Source organism: Arthrobacter sp. Y81 (assembly GCF_002929335.1).
Lineage (GTDB): Bacteria > Actinomycetota > Actinomycetes > Actinomycetales > Micrococcaceae > Arthrobacter.
This window is the reverse complement of the sequence record NZ_PJIL01000002.1, coordinates 227,584-243,114: the sequence shown is the minus strand read 5'-3', so window position 1 is coordinate 243,114 and position 15,531 is coordinate 227,584. Positions and strand designations below refer to the sequence as shown.

The 15,531-nt window shown below is 66.8% G+C and carries 11 protein-coding genes; 8 read left to right on the top strand and 3 right to left on the bottom strand.

Annotated features, from left to right (window positions below; all coding sequences use genetic code 11):
- The first annotated feature begins 40 nt into the window (after positions 1–40).
- From CXQ91_RS03960 to CXQ91_RS03940, 5 genes are all read left to right on the top strand, one after another.
- The gene (locus CXQ91_RS03960) at positions 41–745 is read left to right on the top strand and encodes a hypothetical protein (RefSeq protein WP_104172625.1); all 705 of its coding nucleotides are present in this window, start codon (positions 41–43) and stop codon (positions 743–745) included.
- Positions 742–5,223 (top strand): FtsK/SpoIIIE domain-containing protein, encoded by a 4,482-nt coding sequence (locus CXQ91_RS03955; protein ID WP_104172624.1) that lies wholly within the window; start codon positions 742–744, stop codon positions 5,221–5,223. The genes CXQ91_RS03960 and CXQ91_RS03955 overlap by 4 nt, the downstream gene beginning before the upstream one ends.
- Positions 5,224–5,358: 135 nt before the next feature.
- Entirely contained in the window at positions 5,359–5,622 is a 264-nt protein-coding gene (locus tag CXQ91_RS03950; protein WP_104172623.1) for a hypothetical protein, read from the top strand.
- A 184-nt stretch (positions 5,623–5,806) separates the two neighbouring features.
- Positions 5,807–8,047: an NAD-dependent DNA ligase LigA gene (gene ligA / locus CXQ91_RS03945; protein WP_374953624.1), complete on the top strand. Its 2,241-nt coding sequence runs from the start codon at positions 5,807–5,809 to the stop codon at positions 8,045–8,047.
- Entirely contained in the window at positions 8,044–8,856 is an 813-nt protein-coding gene (locus tag CXQ91_RS03940) for an inositol monophosphatase family protein (protein WP_104172621.1), read from the top strand. Before ligA ends, CXQ91_RS03940 begins: the two co-directional genes overlap by 4 nt.
- Positions 8,857–8,890: 34 nt before the next feature.
- On the opposite strand, the gene CXQ91_RS03935 is transcribed toward CXQ91_RS03940, so the two are convergent.
- Complete coding sequence (locus CXQ91_RS03935; protein ID WP_104172620.1) at positions 8,891–10,246, bottom strand: LLM class flavin-dependent oxidoreductase; 1,356 nt, start codon at positions 10,244–10,246, stop codon at positions 8,891–8,893.
- Between the two features lie 271 nt (positions 10,247–10,517).
- On the opposite strand from CXQ91_RS03935, the gene CXQ91_RS03930 reads away from it, so the two are divergent.
- Together CXQ91_RS03930 and CXQ91_RS03925 are read left to right on the top strand one after the other, a co-directional pair.
- Complete coding sequence (locus tag CXQ91_RS03930) at positions 10,518–11,021, top strand: GNAT family N-acetyltransferase (RefSeq protein ID WP_104172619.1); 504 nt, start codon at positions 10,518–10,520, stop codon at positions 11,019–11,021.
- A gap of 46 nt (positions 11,022–11,067) precedes the next feature.
- Positions 11,068–11,451, top strand: a complete 384-nt coding sequence (locus tag CXQ91_RS03925; protein ID WP_104172618.1) for a RidA family protein — start codon at positions 11,068–11,070, stop codon at positions 11,449–11,451.
- Here CXQ91_RS03925 and CXQ91_RS03920 read toward each other — a convergent pair.
- On the bottom strand, positions 11,448–12,110 hold the full coding sequence (locus tag CXQ91_RS03920) for a response regulator (RefSeq protein ID WP_104172617.1): 663 nt from the start codon (positions 12,108–12,110) through the stop codon (positions 11,448–11,450). The two genes, CXQ91_RS03925 and CXQ91_RS03920, sit on opposite strands and share 4 nt — an antisense overlap.
- Positions 12,103–13,863: an ATP-binding protein gene (locus CXQ91_RS03915; RefSeq protein WP_104172616.1), complete on the bottom strand. Its 1,761-nt coding sequence runs from the start codon at positions 13,861–13,863 to the stop codon at positions 12,103–12,105. The genes CXQ91_RS03920 and CXQ91_RS03915 overlap by 8 nt, the downstream gene beginning before the upstream one ends.
- A 167-nt stretch (positions 13,864–14,030) precedes the next feature.
- Between CXQ91_RS03915 and CXQ91_RS03910 the strand changes: the two genes are divergently transcribed.
- Positions 14,031–15,527, top strand: a complete 1,497-nt coding sequence (locus tag CXQ91_RS03910) for a CitMHS family transporter (RefSeq protein ID WP_104172615.1) — start codon at positions 14,031–14,033, stop codon at positions 15,525–15,527.
- Positions 15,528–15,531: the final 4 nt, after the last annotated feature.

Below are 15,531 nucleotides of genomic sequence, written 5' to 3'. Positions count from 1 at the left end.
ACATGAGACAAACGCACAGCCGACTGAGGAGGCACGGAAAATGGGGGATCTAGCAGTAGATTTCTGTGGCGAATGGTATGACCCGTCTGACGAGGACGTCTTCAACATCGGACGCGAGGGTGACCTCGAAGTCGACGACAACCCGTACCTGCATCGGCGGTTCCTCCAGATCGCACGGTACGACGGCATATGGTGGCTCAGCAACGTCGGAAGCATGCTCTCCGCCACGGTGGCGGACGGCACCGGCGGGATGCAGGCCTGGCTATCACCCGGCGCACGGATTCCGCTCGTCTTCAGCCACACCAACGTGATCTTCACCGCGGGCCCCACCACTTACGAGTTTGCCGTCCACCTCAAGACGCCCTCCTTCCGGCAGGAGGTGCCCGGTGACGAGAGCGGCGGGGACACGACCATCGGACCCGTTGTCTTCACCGATTCCCAAAAAGCGCTCATCGTTGCGCTCGCCGAGCCCATGCTTCGGCGCGACGGCACCGGCTTCAGCGCCATCCCGTCGTCGGCCGCCGCCGCCAAGACCCTGGGCTGGGCACTGACCCGGTTCAACAGAAAGCTGGACAATGTGTGCGACAAACTGGACCGCGTCGGTGTAGCCGGGCTCCGCGGGGGAGGCGGGAAGCTGGCCACCAACCGGCGCGCGCGGCTGGTTGAACACGCCGTGACGTCGCACCTGGTGACGGCGGACGACCTGTACCTGATCGAGCAAATGAGGGGGGTCGACGAAGGGTGAAAATCCGACTGACACTGCGCCGGGATCCGGCCGAGGCCAAAGACCTCGCCGTAACCGTTGACGGCCTGGCAACCGTGGCGGACATCGCCACCCAGCTGTGGGCCGCCGATCCGGAACGGCGCGGGACCCAGCCGCCGGAGAACCTCTCGCTCTGCATCGATGAGGCATTCGTGGCCGGCGGTATGCGCGGCAACATCCTCAACCGCGCGGACAACCTGCTCGAATCGGGGCTCCGGCCCGGGTCCATCGTCTCGCTGACACAGGTCAGCGAGCTGTTTGCCGCACCCGGAGCGAGCCGCGGACCCGCCGCGGCGACACTCCGTATTTTGTCCGGGCCCGACGTCGGGCAGGAATTTTCGCTGCCGTCCGGCACCAGCTACATCGGCCGGGACCGCGACGTGGATGTCCGGCTGTCGGACCCCATGACTTCCAAGCGGCACGCCCGCATCACGGTGGGGGAAACCGTGGAAATCGTGGACACGAATTCCGCGAACGGGCTGATCATGGACGGGCTGCCGGTCACCCGGGCAACCCTGAACTCCTCGGACACAGTGACGCTTGGCGACACGACCGTTTCCGTTGTGGGGCTTGGCCACCACGGGGGTGCGCCGACGTCGCCGTTGGTGGATTTCAACCGTTCACCCCGCGTCGTGCCGCGCTTCGCCCCGCCCAAGCGCGTGCTCCCGGCCGGACCCAAACGCCAGGACCACCACCCGTTCCCCTACATTATGCTGATCGCGCCGCTCATGATGGGCGCTATTTTGTTTGCCGTCACGGGCAACGTGCTGTCGGTGCTGTTCATGATGATGATGCCGCTTTTCATCATCGGCCACTACGTGGACCACAAGATGCAAAGCAAGCGGGAACGCAAGGAGCAGCTGAAGCAGTTCCGCGAAGCGATGGCAGTGTTCCGCAAGGACATCACGGAACTTCAGCACATCGAGCGCTCAGTGCGCCTCCAGGAGGCTCCCTCCGTCAGCGACACGGTGGATTCCATCTACAAGCTGGGACCCTTGCTCTGGACACACCGGCCCGAGCACAAGGGGTTCCTGGGCCTGCGCTTCGGGCTGGGTACGGCTCCCTCGCGCATTTCGTTTGAGGAGCCCGGCAACAACGAAACCGAAGCCGAGTACATGCAGGAAATCCAAGCCTGCCTCAAACAGTTCCAGGACATCGAAGGCGTTCCCATCGTGTCCCAGCTCCGCTCATCCGGAGCCTTTGGACTCGCAGGCGGGCGCGGCCTGGTGGACGATGTGGCGCGCGGCATGGTGCTGCAGACCGTGGGGCTGCATTCCCCGGCCGAAGTGGTGGTCACGGCAATCACCTCCGCCCAGTCCAGGGAACGCTGGAACTGGCTTCAGTGGCTGCCCCACGTCGGCTCGGGGCACAGCCCGCTCAGCGGCGACCACCTCGCGGCCGGACCGGCCGGCGGGTCCTCACTGCTCGCCCGGCTGGAGGACCTCGTTGACCAGCGCGAAGCGGGCGCGCAGTCGCCGCGTCCGGCGCCTCGGCCAGGCGTCGACAGCGAGAACGGCGACATCCCTGCCCCCGTCCTGCCGTCCGTGCTGGTGATCGTCGAAGACGATGCTCCCGTTGACCGCGGCCGGCTGACACGGCTCGTGGAACGCGGGCCGGATTCCGGCGTCCATGTCATGTGGGTGGCAACCAGCGTCCAGTCGCTTCCTGCCGCGTGCCGGGACTTCATGGTGGTCGACGGCGACCACGGAACCACCACCGGCCAGGTCCGGCTGGGCCGCCACACCTACCCGGTCAGCTGCGAAAGCCTCGACGCCGAACTGGCCGCCCAACTGGCCCGGATGCTCTCCCCGGTGGTGGATGTGGGCAAGCCCGTTGACGACGACTCCGACCTGCCCCGCGCTGTGTCCTACGTGAGCCTGATCGGCAAGGACTTCATGGACAACCCCCAGGCGGTGGCGGACCGCTGGAAAGAGAACAACTCGGTCCGCGCCACCGCAGTCGCCAACCGCAAGGACAACGGCACGCTCCGTGCCCTGGTCGGATCGAAGGGCGTCGAACCGCTGTACCTCGACCTGAAGAACGAGGGCCCGCACGCACTCGTGGGTGGAACCACGGGCGCCGGAAAATCCGAATTCCTGCAGTCCTGGGTCATGGGCATGGCGGCCGCGTACAGCCCGGACCGGGTGAGCTTCCTGTTCGTGGACTACAAAGGCGGTGCCGCCTTTGCCGACTGCCTGCACCTGCCCCACACCGTTGGCCTGGTAACCGATCTCTCGCAGCACCTGGTGCGCCGTGCCCTGACCTCCCTCCGGGCTGAACTGCACTACCGGGAGCACCTGCTCAACCGGAAGAAGGCCAAGGACCTACTGGGCCTCCAGCGCGAGGCGGATCCCGAGGCTCCGCCGTACCTCATCATCATCGTGGACGAGTTCGCGGCCCTCGCCACCGAAGTACCTGAGTTCGTGGACGGTGTGGTGGATGTGGCAGCCCGCGGTCGGTCCCTGGGCCTCCACCTGATCCTCGCCACCCAGCGGCCCGCCGGCGTCATCAAGGACAGCCTGCGCGCCAACACCAACCTGCGGGTGGCGCTCCGCATGGCCGACGAGGAGGATGCCACGGACATTCTCGGCGTTCCCACCGCGGCCTACTTCGATCCCTCGATCCCAGGCCGCGGTGCCGCGAAGACCGGCCCCGGCCGGATCCAGGGCTTCCAGACCGGCTACGCCGGCGGCTGGACCACGGAAAAACCGCAGGCCCCGCAGATGGACATCGTGGAAATGGCCTTCGGATCGGGACCCAGCTGGGCCGCTCCCGCGCCTGAGAAGCCTGTTCGGGAGGAACCTGCCGGCCCCAACGACATTGCGCGGATGACGGCCAACATCATCAAGGCGGCCGAGGTGCTTTCCATCGCGCCGCCACGTAAACCGTGGCTCAACGAGCTGGCCAAGACCTACGATTTCTCCAAGCTGCCCAACCCCAGGACGGACGAACGCCTCCTCCTGGGTGTGGCCGACGACCCCGCCCACCAGGATCAGCCCACCGTCTTTTACGAGCCGGACAAAGACGGCAACATGGCCATCTACGGAACGGGCGGATCGGGCAAGTCAGCCGCCCTGCGGGGCATCGCCATCGCTGCGGCAATCACTCCGCGAGGAGGCCCTGTCCATGTCTACGGCATCGACTGCGGTTCCTCCGGACTGAAGATGCTCGACGGCCTGCCGCACGTGGGCGAGATCATCAACGGCGACGACGTTGAACGCGTCGGAAGGCTGCTGCGGTGGCTGCGCGACGTGGCCGACGACCGCGCCGCCCGCTATTCCGAAGTCCGCGCCTCCACCATCGTGGAATACCGGAAGTTGGCCAACGACCCGGAAGAGAAGCGGATCTTCATCCTGGTGGACGGCATGTCCAGCTTCCGCGAAGCCTACGAATACAGCCGGCTGTCCGCGCTGTGGGACATTTTCCTTCAACTGGCCACGGACGGCCGGCCGTTGGGCATCCACCTGGTAGTCACCGGCGACCGGCCCAACTCCGTCCCGGCCTCGCTGCTGGCGTCGATCCAGCGGCGCCTGGTCCTGCGGCTCTCGTCCGAAGACGATTACATTTCGTTGGATGTACCGAAGGACGTCCTGAGCCAGTCGTCACCTCCGGGCCGCGGCCTGCTCGGAGCCCATGAGGTCCAGCTTGCCGTGCTCGGCGGCGACTCGAACCTGGCGCTGCAGGCACGCGAGGTGCACAAGCTCAGCGAAGCCATGCTGCGCCAAGGCATGGAGAAGGCGCCGCAGATCGAACGGCTGCCCGAACAGGTTGACCTGGACATCCTTCCCGCCGGCAGCCAGGACCTTCCGGTCATCGGTGTCGACGACGAAACGCTCCAGCCGGCCGAGATCATGGCCAAGGGCCCGCTGCTCGTTGCCGGTCCGCCAGGCGCCGGCCGGACAGTTGCCCTGGTCACCATGGCCTACGCCCTGCGCCGGTCCAACCCCGGCGCCGAACTGATCTACATCGGCTCCCGCAGGTCCGCCGTCGCGTCGCTGAAGGTCTGGAACCGGTCGCTCGTGGGGGCCGATGACGTCGAAGAGGCCATTGACGGACTGGTGGACTACTCCGCGGAGAACCCGGGCAGATTGGCCATCTTCATCGAAGGCCTGACCGAGTTCACGGACACCAGCGCCGAGTCCGGCATCGAGCGGCTTGTCACCACGTCCATCAAGTCCGACCAATGGGTGGTGGGAGAGTCTGAAACCTCCACCTGGTCCTCCGCCTGGTCACTGTCGCAGCCGTTCAAATCCGGCCGGCGGGGACTGCTGATCAACCCCGGCGACATCGAAGGCGACAGCCTGCTCAACACCTCACTGGGCAAGATCAGTTCGGACTTCATTCCGGGGCGCGGTTACATTGTGGGCCGGGGCAAGGTCCGCAAGCTGCAAATCGCGCTGCCTCCTGAGAACCGCAACCAGACCGAACCGGACCTGGGCCGCGTGGGAGCGGCACGGTGAGTGGTGCATGGGGAGCGGTGCCCATCGACGATGAGTTGGGCCGCGGGATAGGTTCTAGGTAATGGATCTTCCGGATGAGCCGGGGGCCGCTGGGGAGCCGATCGGATCGGGTCCGTTGACTAAAGGAGATAACTAATGGCTATTTGGGGCGCAGACATTGCTCAGCTCAAGGCGCTCGGAACCAAGCTGCAGGCTGGTTCGTCCGAGATTGAGAAGCAGAAGTCGCAGCTGTCGAAGGCTCTTGACGGCACTGACTGGAAGGGCCCGGACGCGGACAAGTTCCGCAGCGAGTGGTCCGGTTCGCACGTGACAGCACTGGCCAAGGTGGCACAGGCGCTGCAGGAAGCCGGCAAGCAGGCTACCAAGAACGCTTCCCAGCAGGAGGAGGCTTCCCGCTAGGAAGGCCTCCCTCCAGAAAATATCTGCCGGATGCCCCGGACGCCGTAAAGCGTCCGGGGCATCCGTGTGTTAGCAGCCAGACAATGTCAGTGATCTAAGGCAGGATAGGTCTGTGAGCACAGGGAACACGGCAGCAGACACCGAAACAGACAGCACAAATCAGGCCAGCGCCGCAGGGGAACGGGTGCCCTCCGGCGCCGTGCGCGAGGAATACCAAAACCTGGTGGAAGAGGTGCGCAAACACCGCTTTGCCTACTACCAGGAGGACGCGCCGACCATTTCGGACGCCGAGTTCGACGAACTCTTCCAGCGCCTCGAAACGATCGAAGCGATGCACCCCGAACTGGTATCAAACGATTCACCCACCCAGGAGGTGGGCGGCGAAGTGTCCGCCGCCTTTGCCGCCGTCGAACATCTCCAGCGGATGTACAGCCTCGAGGACGTCTTTTCCCTCGAGGAACTCGAGGCCTGGATCGCCAAGGCCGAGGCAGGCGTCGCCAAGCTCGGCAACGGCACCGCCGGTCCCACCTGGCTCACGGAACTCAAGATCGACGGCCTGGCGGTCAACCTCCTGTACCGCGACGGCAAACTGGTCCGGGCCGCCACCCGCGGGGACGGCTACACCGGTGAGGACATCACCCACAACGTCCTGACCATCAAGGAAATCCCGCAGCAGCTGACCGGCGAGAACTTCCCGGCCGAAATGGAGGTCCGCGGCGAGGTCTTCATTCCGTCCCGGGCCTTCGCCGAATTCAACGAGGCGCTCATCGAGGCCGGCAAGGCGCCGCTGGCCAACCCGCGCAACGCCGCGGCCGGCTCGCTCCGCCAGAAGGACCCGGCGGAAACGGCCAAGCGCCCGCTGCGCATGTACGTGCACGGCATCGGTGCCCGCGAAGGGTTGGAAACGGCCAGCCAGTCGGACACCTACCGCCAGCTAGCCGCCTGGGGCCTGCCAACGAGCCCGTATTTTGAGCTCCTCGGCAGCCTCAAGGAAGTGCTCGCCTTCATCAAGCGCTACGGCGACAAACGGCACAGCCTCACGCATGAGATTGACGGCATCGTGGTCAAAGTGGACGACTTCGCCACGCAGCGCGCACTCGGGTTCACCTCCCGGGTGCCGCGCTGGGCTGTCGCCTACAAGTACCCGCCGGAGGAAGTCCACACCAAGCTGCTGGACATCGCCGTGAACGTGGGGCGCACCGGCCGCGTCACCCCGTACGGCGTGATGGAGCCAGTGAAGGTAGCAGGTTCCACGGTGGGTATGGCCACCCTGCACAACCAGGACGTCGTCAAGGCCAAAGGTGTGAAGATCGGCGACATCGTGGTGCTCCGGAAAGCCGGGGACGTCATCCCGGAGATCGTGGGCCCGGTGCTTGCGCTCCGGGACCAGCAGGATCCGCCGGTACGGGATTTTGTGATGCCCACGGATTGCCCGTCCTGCGGGACGCCGCTTGCTCCCGGGAAGGAAGGCGACGTCGATATCCGGTGCCCCAATTCACGCTCCTGCCCTGCGCAGCTGCGTGAACGTGTCTTCCATGTGGCCAGCCGCGGCGCCTTCGACATCGAGGCTCTCGGCTGGGAAGCCGCCATTGCCCTCACCCAGCCCGCTGAGCCCGAAACTCCGCCGCTGACCAGCGAAGCCACGCTGTTCCGGCTTACGCGCGAAGACCTCGCCGATGTCCGCATCCGCCGCGAGAAGCGGTCCAAGGGAGTGGGTACCGGCGAATTCGAACTGGTGCCGTACTTCTTCAGCAAGGGCACGGCCAAGTCGCCTTCGAAGCCGACGGCCACTACCGAAAAACTCTTCAGCGAACTGGAGAAAGCAAAGACCCAGCCGTTGTGGCGCGTCCTGGTGGCGCTGTCCATCCGGCATGTCGGGCCCCGCGCGTCGCGCGCCCTTGCCACGGCCTTCGGTTCGATGGAGGCCATCCGGCAGGCCTCCGAGGAAGATCTGGCCCATGTCGACGGCGTGGGCCCGGTGATCGCGGCGGCGCTGAAGGAATGGTTCGCCGAGGACTGGCACCGCGAAATCGTGGACAGCTGGGCTGAAGACGGTGTGCGGATGGCGGATGAGCGGGACGAATCCACCCCGCGGACCCTGGAAGGGCTGACCATCGTGGTCACCGGAAGCCTCGAGGGGTTCAGCCGGGACGAGGCCAAGGAAGCCATCCTTATCCGTGGCGGCAAGGCTGCCGGGTCCGTCTCCAAGAACACCAGCTACGTCGTGGCTGGTGAGAACGCCGGAACAAAACTGGACAAGGCCGAGCAGCTGGGCCTTCCGGTGCTGGACGAGGACGGCTTCCGGGAGCTCCTGGCCAACGGACCCGCCGACTCGGCTGGCTCTGCAGGATCCGCAGAGCCAGCGGATGAAGCCGCCACCAACGGAGACGTTGCCGATGACCGCCAGGAAGAGCTGCTGGAATGAGTGTCACACCGGAAGACCTGCTCGAGGTGGCCAAGGAGGCGGCCGCAGCCGGGGCGGCGGTGCTCGCCACCCGGAACGCCGCGGAACTGGACATCAGCAACAAGGGAGACTCCGGGGACTGGGTCACGGCCTTCGACGTCGCCGCCGAGAACGCCGTGCGTGCAGTCATCGCCCGCGCCCGGCCGCAGGACACCGTGACCGGCGAGGAACACGGCACGCTCAGCCGGGACAATCCCAGCGGGTACCGCTGGTCAATCGACCCGTTGGACGGCACCACCAACTTCATCCGGAACATCGTCTACTACGGCACGTCCGTCGCAGTGGCGGATCCCGACGGCGCCTGGCTGGCCGGCGTCGTCAATGCCCCCGCCCTGGGCCGCGTCTACTACGCATCCCGCGGGCAGGGCGCGTGGCTGGAGGAGCGCGGACAGCGGACCCAGCTCACCGGTCCCGTTCCAGGCCGCGCAGGGCAGATCCTGGCCACCGGCTTCAGCTACGATCCCGATGTCCGTGCCGAGCAGGCCGAGGCCCTCGGCGGCTTCATGGACGGTTTCGCCGATATGCGCCGGCTGGGGTCCGCTGCCCTGGACCTGTGCCTTGTGGCAGATGGAACCCATGACGCCTTCGGCGAACGCGGTCTCAATGAGCATGATTTCTCAGCCGGCGCCCTCATCGCCGAGGAGGCGGGATGCTGGGTCCGCCGCCCCCGCCTCACCAGCCCGGTCGACGGCGGACCCTCGGATGAGGAACGCCTCGCCGCGTGGACATGCGCCGGGACGCTGGAGCTGTCGGGGAAGTTTCCGCTCTGACGGGCGACGGCTGACGGGCGGCGGGAGCTCAGGCTCAGGCGTGCGCGGCAGCCAGCCCGGCGGCACCGGAATAGCGGTTGAGCGGCCGCTCGAGCCCGTAGTGACCCCGCAGCGTATTTGCCGTGTACTCCGTGCGGAACAGGCCGCGCCGCCGAAGGACCGGCACCACGTGGTCCACGAAAGCCTCCAGCCCTGAGGGGAGCACTGCGGGCATGATGTTGAAGCCGTCCGCGGCACCGTTCTCGAACCAGAGCTGAATGGCATCGGCTACCTGCTCGGGCGTTCCCGAGAACGTGCGGTGGCCGCGGCCGCCGCCCAGCCGTCCGATCAGCTGGCGCACCGTGAGCTGTTCGCGGCGGGCAAGCTCCACGATCAGGGTGTAGCGGCTCTTGGCGCCCTGGACGGAGTCCTCATCCGGAAGGTCTGCCGGCAGTTGCCTGTCCAGGGGCAGGTCGTCCGGGCTGACGCCCAGGGTCTTCGCCAGTTCGATGCGCGCATACTCGGGCCGGATCAGATCGTCGAGTTCGCGTTCCAGTTTCTTGGCCTCGGCTTCCGTGCCGGCCAGCACGGGCACAATGCCGGGCAGGATCTTGATGCCCTCCGGGTCGCGCCCGGCGGCAGTGGTGCGGGCCTTGAGGTCGGCGTAGAAACCCTGCGCGTCTTCGAGCGTCTGCTGCGCAGTGAACACAGCCTCCGCGTAGAGCGCCGCCAGGCCCTTGCCGTTTTCGGAGGATCCGGCCTGGACGATCAGCGGGTAGCCCTGCGGCGACCGCGGTACATTCAGCGGACCGCGCACCCTGAAATGCTTGCCGACGTGGTCGATCGGCCTGACCTTGTCCGCATCGGCCCAGACTCCGGCCTCCTTGTCCGCCACCACGGCGTCGTCATCCCAGCTGTCCCAGAGCTTGCCGGCGACGTCCAGGAACTCCGCCGCCCGTTCATAACGGGTGGCGTGCGCCGGCTGGTCATCGACGCCGAAGTTCCGCGCGGCGTCGGGCCCTGCAGTGGTAACCACGTTCCAGCCGGCACGGCCGCCGCTGACGAAATCGACGGAGGCGAAGCGGCGGGCAAGGTTGAACGGATCGTTATAGGTGGTGGAAGCCGTGGCAATCAGGCCGATCTTCTCCGTGGCTGCGGCGATGGCGGTCAGCAGCACCGTCGGTTCGAGCTTTCCGGCCGGCCGGCGGCCCACGTTGCCGAAGATCACGGGCGAGTCCGCGAAGAAGATGGAATCGAAAGTGCCGCGCTCGGCAATCTGTGCCAGGTTGCGGTAGTGGCTGATGTCCGTGCTGGCCCGGGGGTTGCTCTCGGGCAGCCGCCACGAGGCTTCGTGGTGGCCGGTGCTCATGAGGAAAGCATTAAGGTGCAGGGTGCGCTGGGACGGTGCCATGGTGTGATCCTGTCGGTCGGGTTGTTGTTCGGGCGGCGTGTCGGTGGTGCAAATCAAGCACAGCCGCACCGGCCGCTGCCAGCCCCGCCGACCACTGGAGAAACGGCGCGAAACAGCGGGAAATGCCCGGAAATAGAGGGAAACGCCCGGACACGCGGCGCAACGCCCGGACACGGGGCGCAACACAAGGCCATCCGGGCCCACTGATAGTTCAGTCACGGAAACAGCCATTTCGCGGGCTGCGGGACGCGCGCGCAACTAGCATGGATAAGTGCATCCGCAGATCCTCATTCGCCCCGCCATCCCGGCAGATTACGACGCCGTGGCCCGCATTACGCGGGACGCCTACCTTGCCGCGGGCTACTTCGCGAATGCCGACCACCCGTACATGCTGCAGATCCAGGACGTGGCAAAGCGGGCCGCCGAGGCGACCATCTGGGTTGCCGAGCGGGCGGGCCGCGTCGTCGGTTCCGTGACACTCGCCGTCGCCGGTGAGCCTTTCGCGGACATCGCGCTGGCGGACGAACTCGAATTCCGCATGCTCGTGGTGGACCCCGCGGTCCAGCGCAGCGGCGCCGGCAGGGCCATGGTCGATGCGATTATTGCCCACGCCAAGGCGCTGGAAGGCATCAAGGCCGTGTCCCTCACGACGGGCCTCACCTGGGAAAGCGCGCACGGGCTGTACCGCAAGATTGGCTTCCAGCGCGTACCCGAGCGCGACTGGTTCGTGCCGGATACCGACATAAAGCTGCTGGTTTACCGGCTGGACGTCTAGCCGCCCTAAAGTGGTGCCGACTCAAGGCACCATCGAAAGGCAGACCATGCGCAAGACATTCGGCTCCGGCTCCACGTGGGAGCAGACCCTCGGCTATTCCCGTGCGGTGCAGGTGGACAACACCCTGTACATCTCCGCCACCGCCGCCAGCGGTGAAGACGGAATCGTGGGCGAGGATTTCTATGCCCAGACCAAGTTCATCCTGGAAAAGCTGGGCGCAGTCCTGGCCGAGGCAGGGTTCGAATACGGCGACGTGGTGCAGTCCAAGCTGTACCTGACGGACATCAGCAAGTGGGAAGACGCCGGCCGCGCCCACGGTGAAGTGTTCGGCGAGATCCGCCCCACCCTGTCCCTGGTCCATGTGCTGCCGTTCCTCGACCCCAAGATGCTGGTGGAAATCGAACTCGTGGCCCAGAAGAGCGCCAGCTAGCTAGCCGGGAGGCCGTAGCGGTGTTCGGGGCGGCCGGTGGTTCCGTAGCGGAGCTGGATGTCGACGGCGCCGTCATCCGCCAGCGAGGACAGGTACCGCTGGGCGGTGGCCCGGGAAACACCGACCCGCCCCGCCACCTCGGCCGCCGAATACTGTTCCCCGGGCACCAGCGATTCCAGCACTGCCGCCTCGGTGGCGGAGCGCGGCTTGGCCGATACCGTGACGTCCCCGGGAATCAAGGACCGTTTGGCCCGCTCCACCGTGTCCTGGTCCAGCGCGCCGGGCTGGGCCAGGATCCGCCGGTACCGGGCATAGGAACGGAGCTGCTGGGACAACGACTCGGCCGTGAACGGCTTCAGCAGGTACCCCAGGGCGCCGCGCCGGAAGGCGGCGCGCAGCGAAACGGCGTCCGACGCCGCGCTCAGGATCATGGTGTCCACATCCAGCTGGCGGAGCAGGTCCAGGCCCGAGCCGTCAGGCAGGTACACATCCAGCAGCACCAGGTCCGGGCGCAGGCTGTGGATGGCCTGCAGCGCCTGGGACGCCGAACCAGCGGGCGGCAGCGCGAGGAAGCCGGCCACCGAATCCACGTAGGCCGCGTGCAGCTTGGCGACGTGGAAATCGTCGTCCACAATCAGCACCCTGAAATCCTCAGACATCCCTTTCCTCCCCGATCAAACTGTCCTTTCCGGCAAAACTGTCGTTCCTGATGAGCTTGTCCTTTCCGGGCAGGTCGGCTGTGGTCCGCGGCAGCGTTGCCATGAAGACTGCGCCGGGGCCGCCGGGGGAGCCGGGCTCCAGGACCCGGACGTCCCCGCCGCGGCGCCGCGCAAGCTGCCGGGCAAGTGCCAGCCCCAGGCCCTGCCCGCCGGCGGCACGTGCCGGCCGTGCCGCCGTCGTGAATCCTTCGGCGAACACCGCCTCCGCCCCGCCGGCCGCCGTTTCGGGAGCCAGGCCGTCGCCGGAGTCCGCGACGACGACGTGCAGCGTCCCGCCGTCGGGCCCCGGTTCGTCCAGCAGCTCCACCTCCACCCAGCGGTCCGCCGCGGAGCCGGCGACGGCGGCGTTCACGGCGTTGTCGATCAGGTTCCCCAGCACCGTGGTGACATCCTGCGGTTCGGTGACCTGGCCGCGCACCAGCGTTTCCGGGCCGATGCGCAGTGTCACGCCGCGTTCGTCCGCCTCCACGCCCTTGGCGCCGACGAAAGCCTGCAGGTACGGGTCCTGCAGGAGCTCGGCCTGGTCCACCGGGAACTTCAGCGGTCCCGTGGCAGCGAGCCGAGCGAGATAGTCTCGGGCCTGCTGGTGCTGCCCGATGCTCATGAATCCGGCGATGGTGTGCAGCTGGTTGGCGAACTCGTGGCGCTGGGCGCGCAGCGCGGTGGACATGGTGCCCACGGCATCGAGCTGGCGGGTGAGGTGCTGCAGTTCGGTGCGGTCGCGGAGCATCACTACCCAGCCCAGGTCCTCCCGCCGGTGCAGCGCCTTGCGGGCGCTGGCCACCAGCACGCGGGCACCGGCGATGATTTCGACGGCGTCTGCTTCTGCCGCGTCCGGCCGGGTCAGGGCCTTCAGCTGCTCCGGGACCGGGGCCTGTTCCCACGGTGTTCCGGCGAGATCGGGCTGGGCGAGGAGCCTCTGCGCGGCGGCGTTGAAGACGCTGATCCGGCCGTCGGCCGCTACGCCGATCACGCCGTCGTCAACGCCCTGGAGGACAGCCACCTGGTCATGGACCAGGGTGCTGATTTCCTCAGGTTCCAGGCCCAGCGTCAGCCGCTGCAGGCGACGGCGCAGCAGGAACGAGGCCAGGGCTCCGGCCAGCAGCGAACCGGCCGCGGTCAGCGCAATGGGCGTGATGTCCCGGGCCAGGCTCTGGACGATGCTCTCGGTGGAATACCCCACGCTGACCTCGCCCACCACAGTGTCCGAGTCCGGGCCGAAGACGGGCACCTTGGCTCCCGCCGACGGTCCCAGCGTGCCGGTGTTCCGGGTGGTCACCTCCTTGCCCGAAAGGGCTTCGGAGGGATCAGTGCTGACTTTTTCGCCCAGCCGGTCGGCGTCCGGGTGGGCCAGCCGCAGGCCGGTTTCATCGGTGATCACCACGAACAGCGCCCCCGTGCGGGTCCGGGCACCTTCAGCCACCGCCATCAGCGGGCCGGCCAGCAGCACTGATGCCGGGGGAGTGCCCGCCTCGCGGCTGATGGCCCGGACCTCCTGGCGGACCGCAGGATCCGAGGCAACGGTGCGGGCCAGGGTGAGCGCCTGGTTCTCCGCTTCCCGGCCCAGGCGCTCGTACGTCAGCCAGGCATGCACGGCGCCGCTGAGCAGCACCACGAGCAGAACCACTCCGAGCTGGAGCAGCAGGGTCTGGGTGGAAAACCGCAGGGGCCGCCTCGGTGCCGGACGCTTCATTGCCCTCCTGACGGGGTTTTGGCCTGCTGAGCTAAATGAGCAAAATGCTCCCAATAAGCAGTATGCCAATCAATTGAGCCAAAGGCACTGCCGTGACGCGGGCCACTCTAACGTCTGTAGTGCGCATCACACCGGAGTGGTGCCACTGACTGACAAAGGAGCCGGCCGTGCTGGTATTACTTGGATTCGCCATGATCGCGGTATTCATGGTGCTGATCATGACGAAGAAGTTGACGCCAGTGCTGGCGCTGATCATCGTCCCCACCGTTTTCGGGCTGTTCGCCGGGGCGGGACTGGGCATCGGGGACATGGTGCTGGACTCGATGAAGTCCATGACCTCAACCGCAGCCCTGCTGATGTTCGCCATCATCTACTTCGGCCTGATGATCGACGTCGGGCTGTTCGACCCGCTGGTGCGGTTCATCCTCCGCAAGCTGGGCAATGACCCGGCCAAGGTGGTGCTGGGCACCGCCATCCTGGCCGCCGCAGTGTCCCTGGACGGCGACGGCTCCACCACCTTCATCCTCACCACGGCCGCCATGCTGCCTGTCTACCTGCGCCTGAAGATGAGCCCCGTCGTCCTGACCTGCGTGGCCGGCCTTGCCAACGGCACCATGAACATCCTGCCGTGGGGCGGCCCCACCGCCCGCGCCGCCACCGCACTGAAGATCGATGTCAACGACGTCTTCGTCCCGATGGTCCCGTCGCTGATCGCCGGCCTCGTTGTGGTCTTCGTCTTCGCCTGGCTGCTGGGCCTGCAGGAACGCAACCGCCTCCGCGCCACCGCACCGGAAATCTGGGGTGTCCCGGATTCGGCAGAAGCGTTCTCCGCAGAACCGTTCGACGGCGGCACGTCCGGCAGCGCCGGCGGCAACTCCCGCCGCGGTTCCGGCAGCGGCACCGCACCTGTTCCCGCAACGGACGGCCCCGCCGGCCACTCACCGGCCGGCTCCTCCGTTGCCGTGCTCGAGCGCACCGAATCCCTCGTGGACGACCACGACTCCGCCATGGCGGACACCGCCCTGGACCCGAACCGCAAGACCCTGCGCCCGAAGCTGTTCTGGTTCAACCTGGGCCTGACCGTCGCCGTCATGGTCATGCTCGTGGCCGACCTGGTGCCGCTGCCGTTCGTCTTTATGGTGGGCTCCGCCATCGCCCTGCTGGTCAACTTCCCCAAGGTCAAGGACCAGGGTGCCCAGCTCATCGCCCACGCCCCGTCCATTGTGGCCGTGGTCAGCATGGTCATGGCCGCAGCCGTCCTCACCGGCGTCCTGAAAGGCACCGGCATGGTCGAGGCCATGTCCGCCTGGCTCGTCCAGATCATCCCCACCAGCATGGGCCCGTTCATGGCCATCATCACCGGCGTCCTCAGCATCCCCATGACGTTCTTCATGAGCAACGATGCCTTCTACTTCGGTGTCCTCCCCGTACTGAGCGAAACCGCTGCCCACTACGGCGTCAGCGCCGCCGACATGGCGCGGGCCTCCATCACCGGCCAGCCGTTCCACCTGCAGAGCCCGCTGGTTCCGGCCATCCTGCTGCTCGTGTCACTCGCCAAGGTGGACCTCGGCGACCACCACAAGAAGGTGCTGTGGCGCACCGCCGTCATCTCGCTCGTCATGCTGGGTGTCGGAGTGCTGACGGGAGCCATCGGGATCGGCTAGGGTA